The 26,009-nt window shown below is 61.1% G+C and carries 26 protein-coding genes; 8 read left to right on the top strand and 18 right to left on the bottom strand.

The annotated features are described in order from the left end of the window. Positions 1-155 precede the first annotated feature (155 nt). From AC07TV_RS03085 to AC07TV_RS03070, 4 genes are all read right to left on the bottom strand, one after another. A complete protein-coding gene (locus AC07TV_RS03085; protein WP_494646933.1) occupies positions 156-2,447 on the bottom strand; it encodes a TonB-dependent receptor in 2,292 nt (763 codons plus the stop codon). 83 nt (positions 2,448-2,530) lie between these two features. Continuing rightward, a complete protein-coding gene (locus AC07TV_RS03080; RefSeq protein ID WP_494646932.1) occupies positions 2,531-3,280 on the bottom strand; it encodes a PEP-CTERM sorting domain-containing protein in 750 nt (249 codons plus the stop codon). A gap of 30 nt (positions 3,281-3,310) precedes the next feature. Continuing rightward, positions 3,311-4,030: a PEP-CTERM sorting domain-containing protein gene (locus tag AC07TV_RS03075; protein WP_494646931.1), complete on the bottom strand. Its 720-nt coding sequence runs from the start codon at positions 4,028-4,030 to the stop codon at positions 3,311-3,313. Between the two features lie 22 nt (positions 4,031-4,052). Continuing rightward, entirely contained in the window at positions 4,053-4,823 is a 771-nt protein-coding gene (locus tag AC07TV_RS03070) for a PEP-CTERM sorting domain-containing protein (RefSeq protein ID WP_494646930.1), read from the bottom strand. Positions 4,824-5,154: 331 nt separating this feature from the next. On the opposite strand from AC07TV_RS03070, the gene epsA reads away from it, so the two are divergent. Then, positions 5,155-5,949 (top strand): XrtB/PEP-CTERM-associated transcriptional regulator EpsA, encoded by a 795-nt coding sequence (epsA, locus tag AC07TV_RS03065; RefSeq protein WP_494646929.1) that lies wholly within the window; start codon positions 5,155-5,157, stop codon positions 5,947-5,949. Between the two features lie 59 nt (positions 5,950-6,008). After that, a complete protein-coding gene (locus AC07TV_RS03060; protein WP_494646928.1) occupies positions 6,009-6,248 on the top strand; it encodes a hypothetical protein in 240 nt (79 codons plus the stop codon). A 98-nt stretch (positions 6,249-6,346) separates the two neighbouring features. Here AC07TV_RS03060 and prfA read toward each other — a convergent pair whose 3' ends face one another. Further along, on the bottom strand, positions 6,347-7,432 hold the full coding sequence (gene prfA, locus AC07TV_RS03055) for a peptide chain release factor 1 (protein WP_494646927.1): 1,086 nt from the start codon (positions 7,430-7,432) through the stop codon (positions 6,347-6,349). A 132-nt stretch (positions 7,433-7,564) separates the two neighbouring features. On the opposite strand from prfA, the gene AC07TV_RS03050 reads away from it, so the two are divergent. After that, positions 7,565-9,259: a GGDEF domain-containing response regulator gene (locus tag AC07TV_RS03050; RefSeq protein WP_494646926.1), complete on the top strand. Its 1,695-nt coding sequence runs from the start codon at positions 7,565-7,567 to the stop codon at positions 9,257-9,259. Here AC07TV_RS03050 and hemA read toward each other — a convergent pair. The 5 genes from hemA to AC07TV_RS03025 all read right to left on the bottom strand — a co-directional run bounded on the left by hemA (position 9,185) and on the right by AC07TV_RS03025 (position 14,515). Beyond that, on the bottom strand, positions 9,185-10,435 hold the full coding sequence (hemA, locus tag AC07TV_RS03045; protein WP_494647374.1) for a glutamyl-tRNA reductase: 1,251 nt from the start codon (positions 10,433-10,435) through the stop codon (positions 9,185-9,187). The two genes, AC07TV_RS03050 and hemA, sit on opposite strands and share 75 nt — an antisense overlap. A 72-nt stretch (positions 10,436-10,507) precedes the next feature. After that, on the bottom strand, positions 10,508-11,575 hold the full coding sequence (locus AC07TV_RS03040; protein WP_494646925.1) for a sulfate/molybdate ABC transporter ATP-binding protein: 1,068 nt from the start codon (positions 11,573-11,575) through the stop codon (positions 10,508-10,510). A gap of 107 nt (positions 11,576-11,682) precedes the next feature. Beyond that, positions 11,683-12,555 (bottom strand): sulfate ABC transporter permease subunit CysW, encoded by an 873-nt coding sequence (gene cysW, locus AC07TV_RS03035; RefSeq protein WP_494646924.1) that lies wholly within the window; start codon positions 12,553-12,555, stop codon positions 11,683-11,685. Then, the gene (cysT, locus tag AC07TV_RS03030; RefSeq protein WP_494646923.1) at positions 12,552-13,427 is read right to left on the bottom strand and encodes a sulfate ABC transporter permease subunit CysT; all 876 of its coding nucleotides are present in this window, start codon (positions 13,425-13,427) and stop codon (positions 12,552-12,554) included. Before cysT ends, cysW begins: the two co-directional genes overlap by 4 nt. A gap of 89 nt (positions 13,428-13,516) precedes the next feature. Further along, positions 13,517-14,515: a sulfate ABC transporter substrate-binding protein gene (locus AC07TV_RS03025; RefSeq protein ID WP_494646922.1), complete on the bottom strand. Its 999-nt coding sequence runs from the start codon at positions 14,513-14,515 to the stop codon at positions 13,517-13,519. 191 nt (positions 14,516-14,706) lie between these two features. Between AC07TV_RS03025 and AC07TV_RS03020 the strand changes: the two genes are divergently transcribed. After that, positions 14,707-15,294: an OmpA family protein gene (locus tag AC07TV_RS03020; protein WP_494646921.1), complete on the top strand. Its 588-nt coding sequence runs from the start codon at positions 14,707-14,709 to the stop codon at positions 15,292-15,294. Between the two features lie 63 nt (positions 15,295-15,357). Here the strand turns inward: AC07TV_RS03020 and AC07TV_RS03015 are convergent, their stop codons facing one another. The 3 genes from AC07TV_RS03015 to mltA form a co-directional block, all read right to left on the bottom strand. Continuing rightward, a complete protein-coding gene (locus tag AC07TV_RS03015) occupies positions 15,358-15,516 on the bottom strand; it encodes a hypothetical protein (RefSeq protein ID WP_494646920.1) in 159 nt (52 codons plus the stop codon). A gap of 174 nt (positions 15,517-15,690) precedes the next feature. After that, positions 15,691-16,893, bottom strand: a complete 1,203-nt coding sequence (locus AC07TV_RS03010) for an ammonium transporter (protein ID WP_494646919.1) — start codon at positions 16,891-16,893, stop codon at positions 15,691-15,693. A gap of 159 nt (positions 16,894-17,052) precedes the next feature. Next, complete coding sequence (gene mltA, locus AC07TV_RS03005; RefSeq protein WP_494646918.1) at positions 17,053-18,279, bottom strand: murein transglycosylase A; 1,227 nt, start codon at positions 18,277-18,279, stop codon at positions 17,053-17,055. Positions 18,280-18,325: 46 nt separating this feature from the next. On the opposite strand from mltA, the gene AC07TV_RS03000 reads away from it, so the two are divergent. After that, positions 18,326-19,216, top strand: a complete 891-nt coding sequence (locus AC07TV_RS03000; RefSeq protein ID WP_494646917.1) for an ATP-binding protein — start codon at positions 18,326-18,328, stop codon at positions 19,214-19,216. After that, positions 19,213-20,157 (top strand): Nudix family hydrolase, encoded by a 945-nt coding sequence (locus tag AC07TV_RS02995; RefSeq protein WP_494646916.1) that lies wholly within the window; start codon positions 19,213-19,215, stop codon positions 20,155-20,157. The genes AC07TV_RS03000 and AC07TV_RS02995 overlap by 4 nt, the downstream gene beginning before the upstream one ends. 72 nt (positions 20,158-20,229) lie before the next feature. Here AC07TV_RS02995 and AC07TV_RS02990 read toward each other — a convergent pair whose 3' ends face one another. Genes AC07TV_RS02990 through AC07TV_RS02970 form a run of 5 tightly spaced genes read right to left on the bottom strand, consistent with a single transcriptional unit; the run spans position 20,230 to position 24,017 of the window. Further along, complete coding sequence (locus AC07TV_RS02990) at positions 20,230-20,436, bottom strand: DNA gyrase inhibitor YacG (protein ID WP_494646915.1); 207 nt, start codon at positions 20,434-20,436, stop codon at positions 20,230-20,232. Continuing rightward, on the bottom strand, positions 20,436-21,194 hold the full coding sequence (gene zapD / locus AC07TV_RS02985) for a cell division protein ZapD (RefSeq protein WP_494646914.1): 759 nt from the start codon (positions 21,192-21,194) through the stop codon (positions 20,436-20,438). Before zapD ends, AC07TV_RS02990 begins: the two co-directional genes overlap by 1 nt. A gap of 60 nt (positions 21,195-21,254) precedes the next feature. Then, positions 21,255-21,878: a dephospho-CoA kinase gene (gene coaE / locus AC07TV_RS02980; protein ID WP_494646913.1), complete on the bottom strand. Its 624-nt coding sequence runs from the start codon at positions 21,876-21,878 to the stop codon at positions 21,255-21,257. Next, on the bottom strand, positions 21,875-22,648 hold the full coding sequence (locus AC07TV_RS02975; protein ID WP_494646912.1) for a hypothetical protein: 774 nt from the start codon (positions 22,646-22,648) through the stop codon (positions 21,875-21,877). The genes coaE and AC07TV_RS02975 overlap by 4 nt, the downstream gene beginning before the upstream one ends. 4 nt (positions 22,649-22,652) lie before the next feature. Continuing rightward, the gene (locus tag AC07TV_RS02970; RefSeq protein WP_494646911.1) at positions 22,653-24,017 is read right to left on the bottom strand and encodes a TrpB-like pyridoxal phosphate-dependent enzyme; all 1,365 of its coding nucleotides are present in this window, start codon (positions 24,015-24,017) and stop codon (positions 22,653-22,655) included. Positions 24,018-24,166: 149 nt separating this feature from the next. On the opposite strand from AC07TV_RS02970, the gene AC07TV_RS02965 reads away from it, so the two are divergent. Together AC07TV_RS02965 and AC07TV_RS02960 are read left to right on the top strand one after the other, a co-directional pair. Continuing rightward, a complete protein-coding gene (locus AC07TV_RS02965; protein WP_494646910.1) occupies positions 24,167-24,736 on the top strand; it encodes a DOMON-like domain-containing protein in 570 nt (189 codons plus the stop codon). Then, positions 24,733-25,950, top strand: coding sequence for an exo-beta-N-acetylmuramidase NamZ family protein (locus tag AC07TV_RS02960; RefSeq protein WP_494646909.1), 1,218 nt, complete (start codon positions 24,733-24,735; stop codon positions 25,948-25,950). The genes AC07TV_RS02965 and AC07TV_RS02960 overlap by 4 nt, the downstream gene beginning before the upstream one ends. The last annotated feature ends 59 nt before the right edge of the window (positions 25,951-26,009 follow it).

The following is a 26,009-nucleotide window of genomic DNA, read 5'->3' as shown; positions in this document are numbered from 1 at the left end:
TCGGATTGATTGAAAAAGGCCGTCAACGCGGCCTTTTTCATTATACCGACGCAGCCAGCGTGCCGCTCGAAACGTCGTCGAAAACGATGCAATCGACTGGCGGATCACCGATCAACCGAAATCTGGCCTCCGCAAGCAACAGGCAAGGCCAGATATCAGAAGAATACGTTCAGCGCCATGTTGAGCGACCGCCCACGACCCGGCACGACCATGCCCCAAGGTATGGTATTGATCGACATCGAGTTGCCCTGGCCAACATAAGCTCCGCCCAATGGCAGCAAGTAGAACTTGTCGAGCGCATTCTCCAGCGCGACGTCCAGGCGCGCATGCTTCCACGCATAACTGGTGCGGAGGTTGAGCAGCGTGTACTCCGGGGTAACAACTTCATTTCTTACGCTCGAAACGCGGTTTTTTTCTTCCACAGCTATGGCTTCGAGAGTATTGGTCCAGCCGGCCAGGCGATGGACTAGCGCCAGCTTCAGGTTGAGCGGCATGATGTGATAGAGGTCGTCGCCGGTTGTACGATTCTCTCCGCGCACGTAACTGATCATGCCGCTGAGCGCAAAATTGCCTATGTAATCGATGCGACCCAGCTCTGCCTTGCCCGAAATGTCGAAGCCATACAATCGTGCGGATTGATTGACATACTGGAGTTTCAGATAGCTGTTGGTCGACGTCGCGTTCGATGCAGGACATTGCACACTCATGCTCGGTGTGCAGCGTCGCGCATCAATGAAATCACTCACGTAAGTCAGGTAGGCGGTGAGCTTGAAGCTCCATTGTTCCTTGGCCGCATCATGCCAATCGGCGCTGGCACTCAGGGTATGGGCAATTTCCGGCTTCAGATCCGGATTGCCAATGTAGCCGTTGCCGTCGCCGACAAAATTGTTCATCAGAGCCGCCATCGAGTTGTAGGACCACGGATAGCGTTCATAGAGATTTGGCGAACGTGTCTTGCGCGCCAAGCCAGCCTCGTAGGTTTGCGTCGCACCCGGCGCATAGCGCGCCAGAGCAGTCCAGTCGAGGTGCGTATCCTTGCGAAAATGGTCGCGGGCATTGAAGGCCAGGTCATCGGAATATGAGCCGTTATAGCCGTCGGCAAGCCCGGCATCGGATTTGACCGTGCCACCGCGAATTCCCAGCAAGGTCATCCACGCCGGGGACCAGCGTGAGTCCCATTCGGCGAAGAGATAGGCTCGATCCCGTTTGCCGTCGCGGATGTTCCAGAACGTATTCGGCCCCATCCCCCCATTGTCGATGGCCGGCCACCAGTCATCCAGACGATAGTTCTGGAAGTCGTAGCCAACGCGCAGGATATCCGCATCAGTAAGATCGATACTGACCTTGAGCAGCCCGCCATCAGTCCTCGCCACCGTATCCATCGGCATCATCATGAACATGAATCGCTCCGGCAACATGTCCATATGATGTTGGAGCTTCTGGTGAAAATACCGCGCTTCGATTTCGCCCCATTCAAATTGGCCGGTGTACTGAAAATTCGCCAGCTGGTTTACGTTGGACGGCTTCCCTTTTTGCAGAACGTACGTAAACCCGGTTGGGTCGCTCGGATCCTGGACGCTCGAAATCATGTCCATGCGCTGGTTCGGGAAGCCTTCATAATCAAGCCTCTGCTCGCTGACGCTGAACTTCACCACGTGGTTCCGAAAAGGGCGCAACGCCAGACCAAGCTCGCGATTTTGCGAGCCCTTGTATTCGCTGGCACCGACTTCGCGTTCGCCAACCGTCCGCCCACCGCTCAGGTTCTTCCAGGCGCTGGGCGATTTGACCTTGAAATCCCCTGCCGCCCAATAGTTGTCCGAATCCGACTCAGACTCGGCATAGGAAAGGTTGAAGTACTCGCCTGCCGCCATAACACGAAGATTCTTGCCGCGTGCGTTGCCATTGCTGCGCTGGAACATGCCGAGTTCGCCTTCAGCGAGAAAGCCTTCATCCGGTTTGGCGAACTTCGGTCGAGCGGAGTTAACCTGGATCGTCCCGCCAATGCTGTCGCCACCGACGCTGACCGGGGTGATGCCGGCGAACACATCGACACTGCCCACCTTGGACGGATCAATGAAGGAGAGCGCCGGATTCATGTGGTTCGGGCAGGCCGTCATCAGATCCATGCCGTCTACCAACGTGCGCAGACGGTCGTCGGCGATACCGTGAATCACCGGCAAGCTGGAGATACCGCCGGCCCCGTAAGAGCTGACGCCGGGGATTCCTTCGAGCAGACTGGCAGTATCGCTGGTGTTGGCGCGCTGAGCCCGGATGGCTTGCTGATCGAGGCGGATTGCACCCGCCTGATCACGTTCGCTGGTAACAACAATCGGACTCAGAGTCTGAGGACTATCCTCTTTGGCAGCCGGTTCAGCCGTCTGACATACTGCTACGCAGGGAAAGGCCAGCAGCAAGGTGGCCAGAAGTCGTGAAGGTGGTTTGGGCATGGTTTTCGTCAAATGCAAAAAGGCGGCGGGGCTTTCGCCTCCGCCGCCTACCTAGGCGGGATTGCGCTCGGCGTCGGCAGTACTCAGGGGAGTGTCTTGCGCCGAGTGGCGATGAAGCCCATCAGGCCCAGGCCGGCCAGGAACATGGCATAGGACTCGGGCTCCGGCACTGCTGCCGTAATTGTTTGTGAAAGCGGAACACCACTCATCGTACCAATGGCTCCGTAGCCAGCGGCGCTGGTACCGGTCATGCAGACGGCGCCCATCATGCCGCCACCGCCGTATCCACCCGCCCCAATCAGCGGCGCGCAGTCAGCGTAAGCCACTTTGTCGAGTTGAGCCTGGGTCAGTGCGGTCAACGGGCTGTCCGGCACAAAAATCAGCGCATAGGCGTTGCCGGGGTTGAGTGCTTTGACGGGGTAGTTGTAATACACGCCTCCGATGTCTACGCCAGCCTGTGGCGACCAGCCGTCACCGCCAAGCATTGTGCTAAACGTGTTGGTAGTGGTGTTCTTGAACGTGGCGGCGAACGTACCGCCGAGCGTTGCATCGTACCAGCTGACCAGCTGATTGTTGAGTGTCAGCCAGGCCATGTTGTCATTCGGATAAGCAATCGTGTCACCCGACATGGATTCGCTAAGAATGCCCTTCAGATTCGTCACGGCATGGGTGGCGGAATCGTAGTCAAACGAGCCGATGAAAATCGAGTCACGCGGCTGGGTGTCCGGCTCATACCATGTCGTCTGGATGTTGTAGGAGCTGGAGGCCGCCTGAGCCACCGGAGCGACGGCCAACAGCGACAGTATTACCGTGGCGAGTATGGATTTCTTCATTACAGTTTCCTTTCCAAGAGAATTGAAGAATCAGCCGAAAAGCTTGAAGCGCTTCGATCCGCGCCGGCGGGAAATAAACCCCATCAGACCCAGGCCGGCCATGTACATGGCGTAGGTTTCGGGCTCGGGTACCGCGGCAATGGTTTGCGAAAGGGGGAAGCCGCCCATCGTGCCGGGGGCACCATAGCCAGCGATGCTGGTGCCGGTCATGCAGGTTGCCCCCATCATTCCGCCCGCCGCGCAGTCGGCGTAGGCAAGCTTGTCAACTTGCGACTGGGTGAGCTGAGCGAGCGGATTGTCCGGAACGAAGATCAGCGCATAGGCGTTACCAGGGTTGGCTACCGTGCTCGGAAAACCGGCATAAACCACCTCGCCACCAGGCAACCAGGTGTCGGCTCCGAATGACGTCGTAAAGGTGGTGGTGGTCGGGTTCTTGAACGTGGCAGCAAAAGTCCCGCCGAGCGTGCCGTCATACCAGGAAACGAGCTGATTACTCAGTGTCAGCCAGGTCATGCTGTCGTTCGGGTAACCAACGCCATTTCCGGTCATCGACTCGCTGAGAACACCTTTCAGGTTGGTGACAGCCTTGGTTGCCGAGTCAAAGTCGAAGCTGCCGATGAAGATCGAATCGTTCGGCGCTGTTTCCGGTTCTGCCCAGGTCGTCATCACGCTGTAAGTGTTGACGGCAGCCTGGGCGACCGGCGCGCCAAGCAGCGCAAGCGCGCTGCCGGCCAGAAGGAGCATTTTCATGGTGGCGCCTTTTCCAGCCGGATCAGGCCGACTGGCGACGGCGCGCCACGAAGCCCATCAGACCCATGCCCGCCAGGAACATGGCATAGCTTTCCGGCTCCGGTACCGCCGCCGTGATGGTTTGCGTAATCGGCAAGGTACCCATCATTGTCCCACCCGGAATTCGGTTGCCTTGACTGTCAAACGCAACCCAGCCGGCCATGCATTTGTTACCCGAGCCAGTGCGCGGCATCAGTGCCGCTGCGGTGCAATCACCATAGGCCAGCTTGTCGATCTGCGATTGCGCCAGCGTCATGGTGGGGTCCAGCAACGGAACATAAATCGTGGCGAAGGCGTTCTGCGTGCCATTGGTGATGGCGTACGGCCCCATGGCGCCATTGCTGCCGAAAGTGACGCCCGAGTGAGGACGAGTGGCAGAGGGCATGAACGTATCAACAGAATTGTTCTTGAACACCGTGACGACCAGGCCTGTGCCGTCATTGATCGACGAAAGCTGATAGGTCAGGTCAATCCAGTTGGCAGCACCGGGAACAGGGGCGCCATCCATGGCTTGCGAGAGTTTGCCGGTCAGCCCTGAAACCGTGTTCGTGACGTTGTCGAAGCTGAAAGAGCCGGTGAAGACCGTATCCCAGTCCGGATGCGAGGTGTTGTACACCGTCTGGTTATAGTTCTGCGTGACGTTATAGGTCGTCACCGATGCATTTGCCGCTGACGCAACGACGGCAAGCGAGAGCAGTCCGGCGAATTTGAGCGCGGAACCGGTCATCGGCGGAAGGTCGATTTGGCGAATCATTGTAGTTCTCCCTGAAATTGGAACAGCCAGTCGGAGGCCAGGTTGGTTTCATGCGAGGACGTCTCACACCCACCCTTTCTTTCCAGATCGCGAAATTACAGCGAGCCAAGGAGACTGGTAATGGTTCGAATGACCCCATTTGCGATAGGTGCGACGATATGTCACATGACATTCAGTTGCCCGGATCATCATCCATTCCGTATATTCGCCGGGCCTGTTTCGGTGTGACTTCCGTACCAGCGGCAACTGCTCACACTACTTTTCAGTGCAATTCGCAAATTTCAGAGAATTAACCCGGGACAATTCCTAGATGCATCAACAGGTACGGCTAATGGAGATCAACCATAACTCGCTTGCCATCAAGTCTCATCGGGAACTCCTCCATTGGTTGCAAGGTGGCGTTCAGGAACTTGTACCTCACACGGCGCTGATCGCGGCATGGGGAAATTTTGTGTCTGGCCCGATATTTCTGGACGTGGTGTCGCCCCTGCCGAGTTTGCGAACGACCAGCGTACCTACCGGATTGGTCCTGCCGTTTCTGCTCAAGGCCTTTCAAACATGGAAAAAAGCCGGTTCCGAACCAGTTTCATTTCCATTGGGAAGTGGCGCCTTCGACAATGAACTCTCGGGAATGGCTGATAGCGCGGTGGTCAAGAATTTGACACCGATGCGCTGGGCGCTCGTCCATGGCATGAGGGATGAAAGAGGCGATGGCGAGTGTCTTTACGTCTTTTTAAAGGATGCCCCGTTCGTCGATTCGTTTGATGCAAAAGGGGTAAATCTCCTCTTGCCTTTTGTCGATGCTGCGTTCCGACGGGTATCCCATTTACCCACGCAGCGTTTTATCACTCCAGAACATGCGGAATTGGTTGATGCCACTCAACAACCCGAAACACTACATGTGACGCCCCCTCGGGCATTCGATGGGCTGACCCTTCGCGAGCAGGAAATCATGCGCTGGGTGAGTCTTGGCAAGAGCAACCCGGAAATCGGCCGCATCCTCTGCGTCAGCCCCGTAACGGTACGCAACCACCTGTATCGGATTTTCCGCAAGCTGGGTGCGATCAATCGCGCCCAAGCGGTATTTCAGCTCAGACAAAGTGGATTGGCCGGCGAGCATGCATAGGATTGCACGCTCTAGGTTAAACCGGCGCCACACCGGCCAAACCGGCAGGTCAATCCGAGTTGAGGACTGGTGGCCACCTGTCGGCAGCGCGGCCGGATGCGTCACGCTGGCTGGGGCACTCAATTACATCAGAGGCAAGCACCGCCGAATTCCTCTGGGTAGACGACACGGACAGCGTCTCCCAAGTCCGAAACGAAGTGCGGACCTCGGGCTATTCGCTAATCAAGCTGCGCACAAGCGTCGACTGGAAATACGTCCTCGACCAGTTCCACCTGATGGCGCTGAATGTGCGCTTCTGAGCGGGGCGGCAGAATTTCAATTTTGGCCATTTTTTCCGGTTGACCGTGGCAACCGGGTTTGATTGCCCAGCATGCCGAAAAATAGCCGATCGTCAGGCTCAGCCGTTCGTTTCAGCCAACTCGGCCAGCAGGTCGGCCTGATGTTCGGCCGCCAGCGCGCCGAGCAGTTCATCCATGTCGCCGTCCATGATCGCGGCGATCTTGTACAGCGTCAGGTTGATGCGGTGATCAGTGATCCGGCCCTGCGGGAAGTTGTAGGTGCGGATGCGTTCGGAACGATCGCCGGAGCCGATCAGGCTCTTGCGGGTGCTCGAAATGTGCGCCTGCTGGGCGCGCACCTGAACGTCCTTGATGCGCGCCGCCAGCACCTTCATCGCCGAGGCCTTGTTGGCATGTTGCGAGCGGCCATCCTGACATTCGGCGACGATGCCGGTCGGCAGGTGCGTGATGCGCACGGCCGAATCGGTCTTGTTGATGTGCTGACCGCCGGCACCGGAGGCGCGGAAGGTGTCGATGCGCAGGTCAGCCGGATTGAGGTTCACGTCCTCGACCTCATCGACTTCCGGCATCACCGCCACGGTGCACGCCGAGGTGTGGATGCGGCCCTGCGTTTCGGTTTCCGGCACGCGCTGGACGCGATGGCCGCCGGATTCGAACTTGAGCCGCGAGTAGGCGCCACTGCCGGCCAACCGGCAGATGATTTCGCGATAGCCGCCGAGCTCGGACTCGCTGGCCGACAGGACTTCGACCTGCCAGCGCTGACGCTCGGCGTAACGCGAATACATGCGGAACAGGTCACCGGCGAACAGCGCCGACTCGTCGCCGCCGGTGCCGGCACGGATTTCGAGCAGTACGCTGCGTTCGTCGTTGGGGTCTTTCGGCAACAACAGTTTCTGCAATTCGATTTCGAGTTCAGGCAGACGCGCCTTGGCGCTGGCGATTTCCTCTTCGGCGAAATCGCGCATTTCCGGATCGTCGCGCATCGCCTCGGCTTCGGCCAGATCGTTTTCAGCCTGGCGGAATGCATTGAACTGGACAATGACCGGCTCGATCTCGGCACGCTCGCGCGACAGCTTGCGGAACTGGTCCATGTCCCCCGCCGTGCTCGGCGCCGACAGCATGCGGTCGATTTCGTCGAGGCGATCGACCAGCAGTTCGAGTTTTTGGCGGATGCTCGATTTCATATCACTAGCCGGTCAGCAAATGGTCCAAGGGGGCGTAATGGTACCCGAGAACACCGTTCGTCGGCGATCGAAGGCAATTGCCACGGGAAGATTCACAACGCATAATCGTCCGATTGCGGATATCAACAATCGATGCCCCACATTCCTCATTCCCTTATTGCACTGGCTGCAACGCTGGAATCGCGCTGGGAAGACTATCGCGCCAAGGGCGAAGTCGATCTTTTCGTCGAATTCACGCTGTCGCTCAACGGGCTGACCGAGCAACTCAACCGTCGCCATCTGCCGGGGCTGGTCCGCGCCTGCCAGGAATTGGAAAACACGGCACTGACCTTGTTCGGTGACAGTTCCATGCACCCCATCCCGCACGATCAGGCGAACGCCATCAGTCGGCAATTGATCATTATCCTGACCGAACTTCGCCGTCATGAAACGCCAGCCATCCCGACAAGGCGTCAGACAGACGACCAGGCCGAGCGCGAAAATGCCTGCCAGCAGCTGCGCCAGATTGTGATCGTATCGCGACCGAACCATCCGGCGACGAAAACGCTGAGCGAGCAACTGAGCTTTTTTGGCTTCACCCCTCGACTCGTTCGCTGGGGTGAAACACCGGGCTCCGATGAGCCGCCATTGGCCATCCTGTTTATCCCGGAGCTGGAGGGACGGGCTTATCCACCCAGTGCGATTGCCGCCATCATGGCCTTGCGCACCGAATTCCCGAGCAGCTATTTCTATTGCCTGTCGGTACCCAGCAACCTGCAAAGCATCGTCCTCCTCCAGCGCGCCGGCGCCGATGCCTGCGTACCGCTTGGCGACACGGTCAGCGACGTCTTGTCACGCATTCTCGACCTGGCCCAGACGCGCGAACAAGAGACACACCGCGTGCTGATCGTTGAAGACTCGGCCACCGCCATCGCCCACGTTCGGCGCTCCTTATCCCAGCACGGCATCGACAGCCGGGCCATCAACGACCCCCGGCTACTGCTCGAAGCGGCTGCCGAATACAAGCCTGACGCCATCCTGATGGACATGCACATGCCCTTCTGCAGTGGCGTCGAGGTGACCAGCGCCCTGCGCCAGGTTCCCGAATACCATTCGCTGCCCGTCATCTACCTGTCGAGCGAAAGCGACATTGCGCAGCAGGTCGAAGCCTTGCGCCTCGGTGGCGACCAGTTCCTGACCAAGCCGACCAATCCGATCATTCTGGCCGCGGTGGTCAAGACCAAGATCCAGCGCTACCGGGAAATGCTGCACTCAACCCGCCACGACAGCCTGACCGGCCTGCTCAATCACGCCACGGCCAAGGACCAGATCGAACGCATGATGCACGACGCCACGCCGGACGGTCGTCTGGTCGTCGCCATGATCGACATCGACCGTTTCAAATCGATCAATGACCGCTTCGGCCACCCGGTCGGCGACCAGGTCATCCGCAGCCTGTCCTGGCTACTGCGTGGCCGCCTGCGCAACACCGACCTGATTGGGCGCTACGGTGGTGAGGAGTTCATCGTTGCCCTGCCCGATACCGAACTGGAACGGGCCACCGTCCTGCTCGACCAGATACGCCAGGATTTTTCCGAGCTGCCGCACGCGCATGCCCTGGGTTCGGTGCGTGCCACCTTCAGTTGCGGCATCGCCTCCCTGCCCTATTTCATCACCTCGTCGAGCATCATTCAGGCAGCCGACGCCGCGCTGCTTCAGGCCAAGCGCAGCGGCCGAAACTGCCTGCTCCGCGCCGAGCCGGAAAGCGGACTCTCAGTCACCAGCGTGGAGATGGAACAGTCGGCTTACCGTGGCCTGCAATTCAGCCCGTTCGCCGTCATCAGCTGAATTGAGCGCCTGCGTCGGGGCGTGCAGGAATTTGTTGGTCAGGCGCTGCGACAGATGCTCGAGGACCTTTTCCGGCGCCTCGCCCTTGGCCAGCAGCTTCATCGCATGCTCCATCTCGTGCCGACGCGTGCGTTCAGCCGAATCGCGCAACGAGCGAATGACCGGCACCGTATCGCGCGACGCCAGCCAGCCGAGGAAATCCTGCACCCGGTTGGCAATGATCGCTTCGGCATCAACCACGGCGGCCTGCCGTGACTCGAGGCCGCTTTCGACAACCTGAGCCAGGTCGTCCACCGTATACAGAAAAACGTCATCGAGCTTGCCGACTTCTTCTTCGATATCGCGCGGCACGGCAAGGTCGACCATGAAGATCGGGCGATGTCGACGGACCTTGACCGCCCGCTCGACCATGCCCAGGCCAATGATCGGCAAGGGGCTGGCTGTGCATGAAACGACAATGTCGTGAGCGGCCAGATGCTCGCCTAATTCGTCCAGGCGGATGGCCGTACCGCCATACTGTTCGGCCAGGGCACGAGCCCGCTCTACCGTGCGGTTGGCGATGGTGACCTGTTTCGGCTGGCCGGCGCAGAAATGGGCGGCGCACAGTTCGATCATTTCACCGGCACCGATGAACAGGATGCGCTGGCCGGCAATCGACTCGAAAATGCGTTCAGCCAGATGGACGCCGGCGGCGGCCATCGAGACGATGTTGGCGCCGATGGCCGTCGTGCTGCGCACTTCCTTGGCGACCGAGAACGAGCGCTGGAAAAGCTTGTGCAGTTGCGTGCCGAGCGTGCCGTTTTCTTCGGCCGCACGCACGGCATCTTTCATCTGGCCGAGAATCTGCGGCTCGCCGATGACCATCGAATCGAGGCCGCTGGCGACTCGGAAGGCGTGGCGGATGGCTTCCGGCTGATTGTGCGTGTAGATGTAGGGCGCCAGTTCTTCACGGCCGACCTGATGGTAATGCGCCAGCCAGTCGATGACGACATCGGGAGATTCGGCCGAGCAATAGATCTCGGTGCGGTTGCAGGTGGACAGGATCGCCACTTCGCGGACAGGCCGGTCGCGCGTCAGGTCACCCAGCGCATGGCCCAGTTTGTCGGCGCCAAACGCTACCCGCTCGCGGATGGCGAGCGGCGCGGAATGATGGTTGATGCCGAGGGTAAAAATCACCGGATAGGGCTGGCGCACACGAAATGGGCGCTGATTATAACATCCGCCTGTGACGCCCTTCCCCGATCTGGATCAGAACAAAAATGCCTGCTTTTCCGGCGTTGACCGTGGCAATGCATCGGCACCGAACACTTTCATCTGACGCGGCCGGAACCACACCGACTGGCCGGCCGCCAGTTGCAGCATTTCATGCCGCTCGCGCGACAGTTCGACCTCAACGATCTCGCTGCCGTGCAGCAGTTCGATACGAACCACCGGGCCGATTGGATGGACGTGCTGAACCGTCGCCTGCAAGCCGTCCTCAGCCGGCTGATGGGTGATGTCGATATCGTGCGGACGGACAAACGCCGTCGCTTTTTCGGCCGCCTCGCCGCGCTCGACTTCGGCGTAGGCGCCCTGCTGCCGGCTGTGAAAGACGTTCACGTTGCCGAGGAACTGGTAGACGAAGGGCGAGGCCGGACTGGAATAGACCTCATCCGGCGAGCCGATCTGCTCGATCTTGCCGTGGTTCATGACGACGACGCGGTCAGCGACTTCCAGGGCCTCTTCCTGGTCGTGCGTGACGAAAACCGACGAGATGTGCATGTCGTCATGCAGGCGACGCAGCCAGCGGCGCAACTCCTTGCGCACCTTGGTGTCGAGGGCGCCGAACGGTTCGTCGAGCAGCAGCACCTTGGGTTCGACGGCCAGGGCGCGGGCCAGCGCGATACGCTGACGCTGGCCACCGGAGAGTTGCGACGGGTAACGGTCGGCCAGCCAGTCGAGCTGGACGAGGCCGAGCAGTTCCATGACCCGGCGCTTGATGTCGGCATCCGACGGACGTTCCTTGCGCGGTTTGACGCGCAGGCCGAAGGCGACGTTCTCGAACACCGTCATGTGGCGAAACAGCGCGTAGTGCTGGAAGACGAAGCCGACATTGCGGTCGCGGGCGTGCAGGTGGGTGGCCTCGGCGCCGGAAAAGAGGATTTCGCCCTGATCGGCGCTTTCCATGCCGGCGATGATGCGCAGCAGGGTCGTCTTGCCGCAGCCGGATGGCCCGAGCAGGGCGACCAACTCGCCGGTCGGGATATCGAGGTTGATGTTGTCGAGCGCGACGAAATTACCGAAGCGCTTGGAGATGTTGCGGATTTCGATACTCATCAGATTTCCTTATTCGGAACGCCTGAAAAATGGCCATGACGCGACGCGCCGACGAAGACAGTACGCAACAGTACGGCGAGGAGGCGCAACAAAGTCAGGGACATTTTTCAGGTGTTCCCCACTTTTTCCGGGGCCAGAACGGCGCTCAGCATGTCGGTTTCTTTTTTCATCCGCCATTCGACGATGGTCTTGGCGACCAGCGTAACGAGCGCCAGCAACGCAAGGATGGAGGCGGCGGCAAAAGCGCCGATGGCGTTGTATTCGTTGTAGAGAATTTCGACATGCAGCGGCAGGGTGTTGGTTTCACCGCGAATGTGGCCGGACACGACCGACACGGCGCCGAATTCGCCCATCGCCCGGGCATTCGACAGGATCACGCCGTAAAGCAGGCCCCACTTGATGTTGGGCAGCGTGACCCGCCAGAACATCTGGAAACCCGACGCGCCAAGCGACACCGCGGCCTCTTCCTCGTCCTTGCCCTGCGCCTGCATGAGCGGAATCAGCTCGCGGGCGATGAAGGGGAAAGTGATGAACAGCGTGGCGAGGATCATGCCGGGGACGGCAAAAATGATCTTGATATCGTGTTCGGATAGCCAGTTGCCGAAGGTGCCCTGTGAACCGAAAAGCAGGATGAAAATCAGGCCTGCGACGACCGGGCTGACCGCGAACGGCAGGTCGATCAGCGTGATAAGCAAGCTCTTGCCGCGGAACTCGAACTTGGCGATGGCCCACGCCGCCGCGACGCCGAAGGCGATGTTGAAGGGCAGCACGGCGAGCGCGATGCCGACGGTCAAACCGATGGCCGAGGCGGTTTCCGGCTCTTTGAGGGCTTCGATGTAGATCGGCACGCCTTGCGCCAAGGCCTCGACGAAGACCGCAACCAGCGGCAGGCCGAGGAAGAAGAACAGGAAGCCGAGGCCGACGCTCAGCAACCCGTAGCGAACCCAGGCCGGTTCCTGCGTGGCGCGCGTCGACTTCATGCTGCCACCCCGCTCGCCTCGGCGGCCGCCACTTCGAGCGGCTCGTTGTTCTTGTGGCGATTGGCCGTCCACCATTGCAGCAGATTGACGCTGAGCAGCAGGATGAAGGACAGGCCGAGCATGACCACGGCCAGCGCCGTGGCGCCCAGTACGTCGTACTGCTCAAGCTTGGAGATGATGAGCAGCGGTGTGATTTCCGAAACCAGCGGCAGGTTGCCGGCGATGAAGATCACCGAGCCGTATTCACCGACGGCGCGGGCAAAGGCCAGGGCAAAGCCGGTGAGCAGCGCCGGGAAAATGGCCGGAAAAATGACTTTGACGAAGGTCTGCCAGCGCGAGGCGCCGAGCGATGCGGCGGCCTCCTCCACTTCCGTTTCGATGTCCTCGATCACCGGCTGCAGGGTGCGCACGACGAAGGGCAGCGTGATGAAGGTCAGCGCGAAAACGATGCCGAGCGGCGTGTAGGCGACCTGGATGCCGAGCGGTTCAAGATACTGGCCGAGCCAGCCATTGCCGGCGTACAGCGTGGCCAGCGTGATGCCGGCGACAGCGGTCGGCAGGGCGAAGGGCAGATCGACCAGCGCGTCGACGAAGCGCTTGCCGGGAAAGGGGTAGCGCACGAGCACCCAGGCCACGATCAGGCCGAAGAAGGCGTTGATCGCCGCGGCCAGAAACGAAGCGCCGAAGGTGACACGGAAGGCGGCCAGCGAGCGCTCGCCGAGCGCGATGTCGATGATCTGCCCGAAGCCGAGTTCGGATGCCTTGAGGATCATGCCACCGAGCGGCAGCAGGATCAGGATCGACAGATAGACCAGCGTGTAGCCCAGCGCCAGGCCAAAGCCGGGCAATACGCGGTGAGTTTTTGCAGCCATGGATTTCAATTTTTGCCAAAATTTCCGGTTGACCGTGGAAACGGGCCGGACCGCGGATCAAGCAGCCCGCCCGACGGTAGCGTCACCGCTTACTTGGCAACGTAGATCTGGTCGAAGCTGCCGCCGTCCTTGAAGTGGGCGGCAAAAGCCTTGTTGGCACCACCGAAGACTTCATCGACCGTGAAAGTCTTCACGGCAGGGAAGGAAGCCGCATATTTCTTCAGCAACTCGGCATCACGCGGCCGCAGGTAGTTCTGCGCGGCATTTTCCTGGCCTTCCTTCGACCACAGATATTCCAGATAAGCCTGCGCCTGCTTGCGCGTTCCCTTCTTGTCGACCACCTTCTCGACCAGCGCGACCGGGAATTCGGTCTGCATCGTCAGGCTGGGATAGACCACCTCGAACTCGCCCTTGCCGAACTCCTTGGCAATCATTTCGGCTTCGGATTCGAAGGTGATCAACACGTCGCCCATCTTGCGCTGCATGAAAGTCGTCGTCGCATCGCGGCCGCCGGCGGCGAACAAGGGCGCATTCTTGAGCAACTTGCCGAGGAACTCCTGCGCCTTGGCGTCATTGCCGCCCGGCTGCTTCAAAGCCCAGGCCCAGGCCGACAGATAAGTGTTGCGGCCGTTACCGGTGTTTTTCGGATGCGGAATGATCATCTGGACGCCCTGCCCGGCAACATCGGACCAGTCCTTGATCGCCTTCGGATTGCCCTTGCGGACGATGAAAACCATCGTCGAGGTGTAAGGCGAGGCATTGTTCGGGAATTTCTTCGCCCAGTCCTTGGCGACCAGCCCCTTGTCGGCCAGAAACTCGATATCGTTGGCCTGATTCATGGTCACCACGTCGGCCTCCAGACCGTCGGCGACAGCCCGCACCTGCTTGGTCGAACCGCCGTGCGACTGCTTCAGTTCAACGCTCTCGCCCGTTTTCGCCTTCCAGTATTTCTGGAACATCGGGTTGTAATCCTTGTACACGTCGCGGGCGACGTCGTAGGAAGTATTGAGCAAGGTCGCGTCGGCCAGCGCGGCACTTGCCACCAGCGACAACAGAACGGAAACAATGGATTTACGGAAATGGGTCATGGCTCACCTCGAAGGACAATGAACGCGAATCTATCCGACCCACTTATAACCACAAAGATGAAATGTGAATTTACTTATTCCAGCAAGCAAATTCACCTTGCACTCGTCAGCCCCCCATCCGCCGACAAGACTATTCGCCAACCATGCGAGGGGCTATGATTCGAGCTTCCTCACGCCGCCGAAAAAACAAGATGCGCGCTTCCCTGCCTATCGCTCTCCTCCTTTCCACAACGCTTACCGCCTGCGCCGCCTTCAAAGCCGAGATTCCGCCAAGCAAGCACATCTCGCAAAGCGGCCCGCTCAAAGTGCACCCCGGTCTGCTCGGCAAACCAGTGCCCGCCGAACTGCAGCCGGGCTCCAGCCTGCCCGCCACCAGCCCCGCCCCGCAGGCCGCCAGCGCGATGCCCGAAGCACCAATGAAAATGGATCCGGTCGGCCTGCGCACCCAGCGCAGCGTCTATTTCGACCTCAACAACGCCACCGTCAAAGCCGACTACGACCCGGCACTACGCGCCCACGCCAGCTATCTGGCCGAGCACCCCAAGGCGCGCGTGCGCATCGAAGGTAACGCCGACGAGCGCGGCAGCGCTGCTTACAATCACCAACTAGGCCTGAAGCGCGCCGAAAACGTGCGCGCCACGCTAGCCAGTCACGGCGCTCGAAAAAAACAAATCACCATCAAAACGCTGGGCGCCAGCAACCCGAAAAAGACCGGACACGACGAAGAGTCGTGGGCAGAGAATCGCCGCTCCGACGTCGTTTACGAGCGGGAAGAATAATCCTGCCCCGATAAACAAAAAGGCCTCGCAATCTGGCGAGGCCTTTTTGTTTCACAAATCGTATTATTTTTGCGTTTCAGTCTCGGCCCGCACCGGCCGATAGGCCAGCCATTCCGAAAACGGAATTTCTTCGACCCTGACCAGCCGCCTTTCCACGCTCTTGCGACGTTCACGCCAACCATCCGGCGGACCGAATTCGCGGGCGCGGCGATCATCACCCATTCGCTTCTCGTTCTTCACGACCATCGCACACCTCGCTTCGATCTCTTTCCGGGAATCACACTTCCCGTCACGAATTCAGGATATGGCGAGGCGAAAAAACAGTCAGTGAAGAAAATCACACCGACAAAAAAACGGCCCGATAAAACCGGGCCGCTTGATCCTGTCAGAACAAAATCACCAGTTCGGCTCACGCTCCGGCGTCGACGTAATCCGGTGGATGCTGAGGTCGGCACCTTCGTATTCCTCTTCCTGATCAAGGCGCAACCCCATGGTCGCCTTGAGGGTGCCATAGACCAGCGCACCGCCAATCAACGCGACCACGATGGCCATTGTCGTCATGATCAATTGCGGCATGAAGGCTATGCCACCCGCCCCGCCCAAGGCCTTGCTGCCAAAAATACCGGCCGCGATGCCGCCCCAGGCGCCGCACATGCCGTGCAGCGGCCAGACGCCGAGCACGTCGTCGATCTTCCAGCGGTTCTGCACCAAAGTGAACATCATGACGAACAGTCCGCCGGCCACGCCGCCGACAACCAGAGCACCAATCGGGTGCATCAGATCTGAACCGGCACAGACGGCGACCAAACCGGCCAGCGGGCCGTTGTGCAAAAAGCCCGGGTCGTTCTTGCCGGCGACGAGGGCGACCAGCGTGCCGCCGACCATCGCCATCAGCGAGTTCAAGGCGACCAGACCGGAAATCTTGTCGAGAGTCTGGGCACTCATCACATTGAAGCCGAACCAGCCGACAGTCAGGATCCATGCGCCAAGCGCCAGGAAAGGAATCGATGAAGGCGGGTGCGCCGAGATTCGGCCATCCTTGCTGTAGCGGCCGTAGCGCGCACCGAGCAGGACTACGGCCGGCAAGGCGATCCAGCCACCCATGGCATGGACGACGACGGAGCCGGCGAAGTCATGGAACTCCTCGCCGAACGTTGCCTTGAGCCAGGCCTGGACGCCGAAGGCCTGATTCCAGGCAATGCCTTCGAAGAAGGGATAGACAAAACCGACCAGCATGAAGGTGGCGATCAGTTGCGGGTTGAACTTGGCGCGTTCGGCGATGCCGCCGGAAATGATGGCCGGGATGGCCGCCGCGAAGGTGAGCAGGAAGAAGAACTTGGTCAGTTCGAAGCCGTTTTTCTCCATCAGCGTCTCGACACCGCTGAAGAAATTGACGCCGTACGCGATGCTGTAGCCGACGAAGAAGTAGGCCACGGTCGACACGCCAAAATCGGTCAGAATCTTGACCAGCGCATTGACCTGGTTCTTTTTGCGGACCGTGCCGACCTCAAGGAAGGCAAAACCCGCGTGCATGGCCAGCACCATGATGGCACCGAGCAGGATAAACAATACGTTGCTGCTGGATTGATACGTTTCCATGAACCACCCCAATCAAAGAATGGGGAGGCAGAAAGCAAGCACCATTCCAGTGCATCATTATTGTTACAAATCAGTGCATTACCAAATACCATAACAACTTATTTGCACCATGCGAGTGCAAACCAATAAGCCATCGCTCGATAACGGTGCATCGACGCCTTATTTCGGGGCGAGCTCCGGTGGCAACAGAACCCACAAACGGCCACTCTGTTTCATTCGCCCCGCCTGTTCGCCGGCGTCCTTGCCGAAGCCCCAGAAGAAGTCGGCGCGCACCGCCCCCTTGATTGCCCCGCCGGTATCCTGCGCCATGACCAGCCGGTTCATTGGCGTTGCCGTATTCGGCCGGGTGGTCGCCAGGAAGACCGGCGAACCGAGCGGCACCGAACGCGGATCGACGGCAATGCTGCGCTCGGCAGTGAGCGGTACGCCCAGGGCGCCGATCGGGCCGTCCTGACTGTTCGGCACTTCGCGGAAAAAGACATAGCTGGGGTTGGTGTTGAGCAGATTGTCGAGGCGTGACGGATTGGCCCGTGCCCAGGCCTGAATGCCCTGCATTGATGCTTCTTCCAGCTTCAGCTCGCCGCGTTCGACCAGCGCCTTGCCAATGGACTGGTAGGGATGCCCGTTCTGGTCGGCGTAATTGAGACGAACCACGCTGCCATCGGCCAGCCGCACGCGGCCGGAACCCTGAACTTGCAGGAAAAAGAGCTCGACGGCATCGTCGACGTAAAGCAGGGTTTTTCCGGGCAGTTTTTCGCCACGTGCCGCAATTTCGGCTCGCGACCAGTAGGGTACGACCTTGTTGCCCTCCAGCCGGCCACGCACGCGCTTGTCCTTCAGTTCAGGAAAGACGGCCGACAGGTCGATGGTCAGCAGATCATCCGGCACGCCGCGCACGGGCTGTTCGTAGCCTCTGCTGCGCGAGCGGCTGCCCTGGAGCAGGGGTTCGTAGTAGCCGGTGATCATGCCGCTGGTGGCGCCGTCACCGTTGGCAACCGCGTAGGGTTTCAGATGCTGCTCGAAGAAACGGCGTGGATCATGGCCGGGCTTGCCATCCGCTGCCCGCGCCAGATCGCAGACGCGCTTCCAGCCGGCCCCATTCGGCTTGCTGCCAACACCGCGGCATGACTGCAGGAAGGCTGGCCAGGCAGCGGCCACATCGTCAGCGACCCAGCCGGGCAGATCGCCCCAGCCAGCGGGCTGAAACGAGCGCGTGAATACGGGAGGGGTTGTTGGCACAGGCGTCGAAGCGGCGGGCACTACTGCCGGGCAGACTGCACAGGCCGGGCACGGAGCGCAGGCAGCCGGAGCAACGCTGGGCGGCACGGTCGAACAGCCGGCCAGCAGGGTGAGAAATAAAAGGGCTGCCGTTTGGATTTTTCGCATGGGTTTCGCTAGAGTTCGCAATTTGCCGCGAAGTATACCTGTCACCATGCCCAACACTCCCTCACTGGAACGTCTGCTCGCCCGCACCGAAGCGGTACTGGCCCGCTTCGAAGCCTCCCTGCCGCCGCTCCAGCAAGCGCCAGACTGGCAATCCGCCGTCGCTTTCCGCTGGCGCAAGAGCAACGGCCGGGGCTGGCTGCAGGCGGTGCGCCACCCGCACCCGATCCGCCTGTCCGATCTCGAGAACATCGACGACCAGAAGGAGCGCATCACCGCCAACACGCGCCAGTTCGTCGCTGGCAAGACCGCCAACAACGTGCTGCTGACCGGCACGCGCGGCTCCGGCAAGTCGTCGTTGGTCAAGGCCGTGCTCAATGAATACTCGGCCAAGGGCCTGCGTCTGATCGAGGTGGACAAGGAGGATCTGGTCGACCTGGCCGACATCGTCGATCTTCTCGACGGTCGACCGGAAAAATTCATCATTTTTTGCGACGACCTGTCCTTCGAGGCCGGCGAGACGGCGTACAAGGCGCTCAAATCGGTGCTTGACGGATCGATCGCCGCGCCGCCCGACAACGTGCTGATCTACGCCACGTCGAATCGCCGCCACCTGATGCCGGAATATTTTTCCGAGAACCTCGAAACGCATCGCGTCGACGACGAGATTCATCCCGGCGAAACCACCGAGGAAAAAATCTCGCTGTCCGAGCGTTTCGGCCTGTGGATCTCCTTCTACCCGTTCAGCCAGGACGACTATCTGGCCATTGCCAATCACTGGGCGCGCCAGCTCGGCGTCAGCGAAGATGTCATCGCCGCCAGCGAGCGTGAGGCGCTGAACTGGGCACTGAGCCGCGGCTCGCGTTCCGGGCGCGTCGCCTGGCAATTCGCCCGCGACCTGGCCGGGCGCCAGAAAACTTCGCGAAAGAAGAGCAAGTGAGCAAGATCGTCGAAGTCGCCGCCGCCGTCATGTTACGGGCCGACGGCCGCGAATTCCTGCTCGCCCAGCGCCCTGAGGGCAAGGTTTACGCCGGCTACTGGGAATTCCCCGGCGGCAAGGTCGAGCCCGGCGAGAGCGTCCGCGACGCGCTCATCCGCGAATTGCAGGAAGAACTTGGCATCACCGTCACCGCCTGCTCGCCGTGGCTGACCCGGCAATTCACCTACCCGCACGCCACCGTGCGCCTGAATTTCTGGCGGGTCACGGCGTGGGACGGCGAAATCGGCATCACGGCGCCGCTCGAGCACTCAGCCGTCGAATGGCAACGGACGGGCGAAGCAGCCACCGTCACCCCCATCCTGCCGGCCAACGATCCGATCCTCAAAGCCCTGTCGCTGCCGACCACGATGGCAATCACCAACGCCGAGGCCGAGGGCACGGAACGCCAGCTGGAACGGCTGGAAGAGGCGCTCAAGGCCGGGCTGCGGCTGATCCAGGTGCGCGACAAGGGCTGGCCTCGCGCGCAGCGTCTGTGGCTGGCCGAAGCCGTCTGCCGGCTGGCGCACGACCATGGCGCGCTGGTCGTCATCAATGACGACGAAGACATCGCCCGCCAGGTCGGCGCCGACGGCATCCATCTGTCGTCGATCAAGCTGGCCGCCTGCACACAGCGCCCCGATTTCACGTGGGTCGGCGCCTCCTGCCACACGGCGCCGGAAGTTGCCCGCGCCGGGGAACTCGGCCTCGACTACGCGCTGCTCAGCCCGGTGCTGGCAACGCCCAGCCATCCAGAAACATCGGGTCTCGGCTGGCCGGAATTTGCCAGACAGGTGGCCGGCAACACGCTGCCGGTGCTGGCGCTGGGCGGCATGAAGCCGGAGATGCTGGCGAAAGCGCAGGAGCACGGCGCCCACGGCATTGCTCTGATGCGCGGATGGTAGGCTGCGCCGTCAGGGGATTTCAATTTTGGGCAAAAATTCCGGTTGACCGTGGAAGTCGCCGGATGGCCGAAATCAGCGCGTCGGCTGATCCGAAAAGTCGAGGCCGGGCGTCCCGGCCTCTTCATCGCTGACCGCACCGCCGATGCGATAGGAATCGCTGGCCCAGCAACCGAGATCAATCTGTTTGCAACGTTCGGAACAGAACGGGCGCCACGGATTTTCGGGGGCCCAGATGGCGTCTTCGCCACATTGCGGACAGCGAACCTTGCGCACAGCCATTACAGGTTACAGAAGGTCAGGTCGAAGGGAACGTCGCGTTCGCAGCTACGCGACTTGAGTTCACCGGCCGGCGGCTTGGTGAAACGGATGTTCAGGAAATATTTGTTGGCGCTGACTTCGGGAATCGCCTGCTCGTCAACGCTGACCGTGACGCGCACCATCTGCGCGGCGGACCCGCCGAGATTGAGCTGAAACTGGCCATTGGTCGCCGAGTAGCTTTTCGGCCGCCCGCTCGAGCGGAGCAGGCGCAGAACGATGGCCGCCGCATCGCGCAGCGGCAGCATCGGCTTGGTCCATCCCTCCAGCGCACTGCGCCGGACATCGGCCGGGCGGTGCAGCCACCAGTGGTAGGACGGCAGATCGAATTCGCAGACGCCGCCGGGAATGGCGGCCCGGCTCTTGATGCCCATCAGCCAGTCGTTTTCACGCAGGTATTGGCCGATCTTGCCGGTCATACGGAGCAACGCGGCCGACGACTGCTCGATTTCGTAGAGGGCGCCGGACAGTGCTTCTTCGGAAATTTCGGGGTTGTTGCGAAAAGCGAGCAGCGTTTGACGTTGCCGTTCGAGTTCCTGGATCAGGTCCATCTTGAGGTCGGCGCGACCGGCCACCTCAAGGATTTCGAACAGCGAAAGCAGCGCCGCGTGGTGCTCGAGAGCGCCTTCTTCCTGGGCGAAATACGCCGTTTTTTCGAACAAATCTTCCAGACGCAGCAGCGTGCGGATGCGTTCATTAAACGGGTATTCGTAGGTGATCACGCGGCCGGTGTCCGAGAAAACGGAAAATTTTGTTTATTCTGAGCCATTTGCATTCAAATCTCAACAGCTTGCTTTAAGTTTTTCGGCCAAAAGTGCTAGATATTTTGCATGGTGCATTTTGACCTGTTCGACAATTTTTATCCGATCAGCATCATTGACCACAACATCGTCGGCGACGGCCAACCTTTGTTGTCGTGTTGCCTGCGCCGCCATGATCGCTTTGACCTCCTCTGCCGAGAGCCCGTTCCGCGCCATCACACGCTCAATTTGCAGACTTTCCGGGCAATCGACGACGACGATCCGGTCGCAGCGTTCGCGGTAATTTCCCGATTCGACCAGCAACGGCACGGCGAGGATAACGTAGGGTTCGGTCGCCGCCTGGCAGCGTTCGGCCGAGATCCGGCGGATCAGCGGATGCAGGATGCCTTCAAGCCGGCCTCTCGCCGATCGATCGGCGAAGGCCAGTCGGCGCATCGCCACCCGGTCGAGCGCGCCATCAGCAGCCAGGATTTCCGGCCCGAATTCAGCCGTCAATGCCGGCATCGCTGCGCCGTCGGCCAGGGTCAGGTCGCGAGCAATCGCATCGGTATCGACCAACCCCGCCCCTTGCTCGACAAACAGATCGGCAACCGTGCTTTTGCCACTGCCGATCCCGCCGGTCAGGCCGACGACATACTGGCTCATTTGCAGGCCAGCGTGTCGGCCTTGGGCAGAAGGCGACCAACGGCGCCGATCAGTTCGACCTTGTCGCCAACCGGCCCGCGCGCCTGCAACGTAACCAGGCTGTCCTTACCCGGCCGCGGCGCGACCTGCGCCGAGCGAACGCCCTTGGCTTTCAGCTCGGCCAGCTTGTCCTGTCCACCTTTTTCGGAGGAGAAAACACCGAGCGAAATGGCGTTGCGATTCAGCTCATCCTGCACGATGAAAAACTCCGTCACGCCAAGTTCGCGCAATTCCGTCGATTTTCTTTCTGCTTCGGCCTTGTTGGGCTGCGGCGGAATGAACACCCACCAGCCATTACCTTCCGAGGCAACCACTTTTCGGGTCACCTTGTAATCGCCGAAACGCTTGGCCAACAGCGCTGCCAGACGCTCGCCATCGGCCAGCGGCAGGGGGCGCCAGGTCAGGCAGACCGGCGGCTTATCGGCCACTTCAGCCACACCTGGCTTTTCCGCATTGGTTTCCGGGGCCGGCTCAGTTTTTGCCGGCGAGCCTCCTTCGGCACTTCCCGGCGCCGGCGCTTCGGTCGCCGGGGCAACAGCCGGAGCGACCGCCTCGGGTTTTACGAGCGCCCCCCCCGGCGCCTCGCCGCGCGAGACGATGCGCATGCGCTCGGGCAGGATCTGCTGGTCGACACGGCCGGCGTCCGGATTGTCCGGCCGCCCGAAGTAACCTTCGCTGAAGGCGTAGAACAGCAGATTGGCGAGAACGAGCAGGAAGACAAGCGCTTTCACGGGCTCAGCCTACCTTGGGTAAATGTTTGAGCGATTCGGCGATAGCCGCTTCCGGGTAGTCGTAGTCCTCAAGCTTGCCGGAGAAGAATTTGTCGTAGGACGCCATGTCGAAGTGGCCGTGCCCGGTCAGGCTGAACAGGATGGTCTTGGCCTCGCCGGTGATCTTGCACTTGAGCGCTTCGTCGATGGCGGCGCGGATGGCGTGGCAGGATTCGGGCGCCGGAATGATGCCCTCGGCCCGGGCGAACTGCACGCCAGCCTCGAAGGTCGCCACCTGCGGTACGGCCAGCGCCTCGATCTGTCCTTCGTGGAGCAGTTGTGAAACGAGCGGCGAATCGCCGTGGTAGCGCAGGCCGCCGGCATGGATGCCGGGGGGCATGAAGTCATGGCCGAGCGTGTACATTTTCATGATCGGCGTGTAGCCGGACACGTCGCCATAGTCGTAGGCGTAGTGGCCCTTGGTCAGTGTCGGGCAGGAGGTCGGCTCGACGGCGACGCAACGCAGGTTGGTGGCGCGCTTGTCGCCGGCTGCCTTGTCGGCGAGGAAGGGGAAGGCGATGCCGCCGAAGCTGGAGCCACCGCCGCAAGGCCCGAAAATCACGTCCGGATACAGGCCGATTTTGTCGAACTGCTTCTTGGCTTCGAGACCGATGACCGACTGGTGCAACAACACGTGGTTGAGGACCGAACCGAGCGTGTAGCAGGTGCCGGGATCAGCCGCGGCTTCCTCGACGGCTTCCGAAATGGCCAGGCCGAGCGAGCCCTGGTTGTCGGGGTCTGCAGCCAGCGCGGCGCGGCCGGCGTTGGTCAGGTTGCTCGGGCTGGCGAAGACTTCGGCGCCCCAGGTCTGCATCATCGAACGGCGGAAAGGCTTCTGCTCGTAGCTGACCTTGACCATGAAGACGCGCACCGGCAGGCCGAACATCTGGCCGGCAAAGGCGATCGACGAGCCCCACTGGCCGGCGCCGGTTTCAGTGGTCAGCCGCTTGGTGCCGGCGATCTTGTTGAAATAAGCCTGCGGCACGGCGGAATTCGGCTTGTGCGAACCGGCCGGCGAGACGCCTTCGTACTTGTAGAAAATCTTGGCGGGCGTACCGAGCGCCTGCTCCAGACGCAAGGCGCGACAAAGCGGGGCAGGACGCCACAGGGCGTATATCTGGCGGACTTCTTCGGGAATGGCGATCCAGCGTTCAGCCGACATTTCCTGTTCGAGAATCGGCCCGGGGAATATCGCGCCCATCGCTTCCGGCGGCACCGGGTTGCCATCGGGACCGAGCGGCGGCGCCGGCGGATTGACCATGTCGGCGACCACGTTGTACCAGTGGGTCGGCATGTCTTCTTGTTCTAGGTTGATACGCAGCGGCGTCACTTTTCTCTCCCGGAAAGTGTTTTCTGAAAGCCGGTAACTTACTCCAAAAGCATTCGTCGACCAAGGGTGCGCCTTGATTTTGGCCGTTTTTTCCGGTTGACCGTAACATCCTCCGAAACAAGCAGTTAAAGTACCGCCTGCCGACCATTTTGACGTTTGCCCCCGCCTTGCCTGCCCCGACGATTGCCTCCCTGCTCAGCCACCCGGCTATCCTCTCTGCGCTGCCCTGCGGCATCGAAGTCAGCGCCGCGACGACGGCCGATGGTGGCGTGACCCTGGATTACCGCGTCACCTGTCCGCCGTCGGCCCTCTGCCTTCCCGCGCCGCAGCCGCCCGGCCCGGCCGATGGCTTGTGGCAGCACACTTGCTGCGAAGCCTTCGTGATGGAAGACGGCGCCGGCTATCGCGAATTCAATTTCTCGCCCTCCGGCCAGTGGGCAGCCTACCGCTTCACCGACTACCGGGAGCGTGACGAGGCCTTTGCCCCCGTCGCCGAGCCCCAACTGAGCTTCACCCCGCTGGCCGACGGTTTCGAACTGCGCGCCAGCCTCCCCGCCGCCCTGCTGCCGCCCGGCAGCACGCTGCAACTCGGCCTCACCGCCGTCATCGAAGCGGCAGACGGCAGCAAGAGCTACTGGGCACTGGCGCATTACGCCGCCCAGCCCGATTTCCACGTCCGCCAGAGCTTTGCCCTGACACTGAAGCGAAATACGCCATGACCCAGACCGTCCTCTTCGGCATTGACCGCCTGATCGCCGAGCCTGCCCTGCGCCGTCCGCTGGCCGGCCGGCGCGTCGCCCTGCTCGCCCACCCGGCCTCAGTCACCGCTGATCTAACCCATTCGCTCGACGCCCTGGACGCCCTGCCCGATCTGAAAATAACTGCCGCCTTCGGCCCGCAGCACGGTCTGCGCGGTGACAAGCAGGACAACATGGTCGAGTCGCCTGACTTCCTCGACCCGCAACTCGGCATCCCGGTCTTCAGCCTGTACGGCGAAGTGCGCCGGCCGACCGCGGCCATGATGGACACCTTCGACGTCCTGCTCGTCGATCTGCAGGACCTCGGTTGCCGCATCTACACCTTCATCACGACACTGCGCTACGTCCTCGAAGCGGCGGCCAAACACGGCAAGAGCGTCTGGGTACTCGACCGCCCCAACCCAGCCGGCCGCCCCATCGAAGGCCTTACCCTGCGCGACGGCTGGGAGAGCTTCGTCGGCGCCGGCCCGATGCCGATGCGCCATGGCCTGACCATGGGCGAACTCGGCCACTGGTTCATCGCCACGCTCAAGCTCGACGTCGATTACCACGTCGTCACCATGCACGGCTGGCAGCCCGATGCCGCCCCCGGCTACGGCTGGCCGCTCGGCGAACGAACCTGGATCAACCCCAGCCCGAACGCCCCCAACCTGTGGATGGCCCGCGCCTACGCCGGCACTGTCATGCTCGAAGGCGCCACGCTGTCCGAAGGCCGTGGCACGACCCGCCCGCTCGAACTATTCGGCGCGCCGGACATCGACGCCCGCGCTGTTCTGGCCGAAATGCAGACCTGCGCCCCGCACTGGCTGGCCGGCTGCAAGCTGCGCGAATGCTGGTTCGAGCCAACTTTCCACAAACACGCCGGCCAGCTCAATCACGGCATCCAGATCCATTGCGAAGGGCCGTACTACGACCACGCCGCCTTCAAACCGTGGCGCATCCAGGCCCTCGCCTTCAAGACCATCCGCCGTCTTTACCCCGACTACCCGCTGTGGCGTGACTTCGCCTACGAGTACGAGCACGACCGGCTGGCCATCGACCTCATCAATGGCTCACCGCTCTTGCGCGAATGGGTCGATGATCCGGCCACCCGGGTCGACGACCTCGATCGCCTGACCTGCCCCGATGAAGCGGCGTGGACGGAAGAAAGCCGCAAATTTCTTCTCTACCGATAGATATGACCAACCGGGAATTCCATCTGGAATAAAATATCGAGCAAATCACCTTATACTGA

The sequence above is a fragment of the Azonexus sp. GW821-FHT04F04 genome (genome assembly GCF_059420025.1).
The sequence above is the reverse complement of the archived record's forward strand: the minus strand, read 5'-3'. Positions and strand labels throughout refer to the sequence as shown.

Coding starts and splice junctions, on each gene's coding strand:
- AC07TV_RS02990 (WP_494646915.1), bottom strand. CDS start 20,436: ATGGCTGTGCGCAAGGTTCGCTGTCCGCAATGTGGCGAAGACGCCATC.
- AC07TV_RS03040 (WP_494646925.1), bottom strand. CDS start 11,575: ATGAGTATCGAAATCCGCAACATCTCCAAGCGCTTCGGTAATTTCGTC.
- AC07TV_RS03010 (WP_494646919.1), bottom strand. CDS start 16,893: ATGGAAACGTATCAATCCAGCAGCAACGTATTGTTTATCCTGCTCGGT.
- mltA (WP_494646918.1), bottom strand. CDS start 18,279: ATGCGAAAAATCCAAACGGCAGCCCTTTTATTTCTCACCCTGCTGGCC.
- AC07TV_RS03050 (WP_494646926.1), top strand. CDS start 7,565: ATGCCCCACATTCCTCATTCCCTTATTGCACTGGCTGCAACGCTGGAA.
- AC07TV_RS03025 (WP_494646922.1), bottom strand. CDS start 14,515: ATGACCCATTTCCGTAAATCCATTGTTTCCGTTCTGTTGTCGCTGGTG.
- cysT (WP_494646923.1), bottom strand. CDS start 13,427: ATGGCTGCAAAAACTCACCGCGTATTGCCCGGCTTTGGCCTGGCGCTG.
- AC07TV_RS03020 (WP_494646921.1), top strand. CDS start 14,707: ATGCGCGCTTCCCTGCCTATCGCTCTCCTCCTTTCCACAACGCTTACC.
- AC07TV_RS03080 (WP_494646932.1), bottom strand. CDS start 3,280: ATGAAGAAATCCATACTCGCCACGGTAATACTGTCGCTGTTGGCCGTC.
- AC07TV_RS03085 (WP_494646933.1), bottom strand. CDS start 2,447: ATGCCCAAACCACCTTCACGACTTCTGGCCACCTTGCTGCTGGCCTTT.
- AC07TV_RS03070 (WP_494646930.1), bottom strand. CDS start 4,823: ATGATTCGCCAAATCGACCTTCCGCCGATGACCGGTTCCGCGCTCAAA.
- AC07TV_RS03075 (WP_494646931.1), bottom strand. CDS start 4,030: ATGAAAATGCTCCTTCTGGCCGGCAGCGCGCTTGCGCTGCTTGGCGCG.
- cysW (WP_494646924.1), bottom strand. CDS start 12,555: ATGAAGTCGACGCGCGCCACGCAGGAACCGGCCTGGGTTCGCTACGGG.
- AC07TV_RS03015 (WP_494646920.1), bottom strand. CDS start 15,516: ATGGGTGATGATCGCCGCGCCCGCGAATTCGGTCCGCCGGATGGTTGG.
- coaE (WP_494646913.1), bottom strand. CDS start 21,878: ATGAGCCAGTATGTCGTCGGCCTGACCGGCGGGATCGGCAGTGGCAAA.
- AC07TV_RS02960 (WP_494646909.1), top strand. CDS start 24,733: ATGACCCAGACCGTCCTCTTCGGCATTGACCGCCTGATCGCCGAGCCT.
- epsA (WP_494646929.1), top strand. CDS start 5,155: ATGGAGATCAACCATAACTCGCTTGCCATCAAGTCTCATCGGGAACTC.
- prfA (WP_494646927.1), bottom strand. CDS start 7,432: ATGAAATCGAGCATCCGCCAAAAACTCGAACTGCTGGTCGATCGCCTC.
- AC07TV_RS03000 (WP_494646917.1), top strand. CDS start 18,326: ATGCCCAACACTCCCTCACTGGAACGTCTGCTCGCCCGCACCGAAGCG.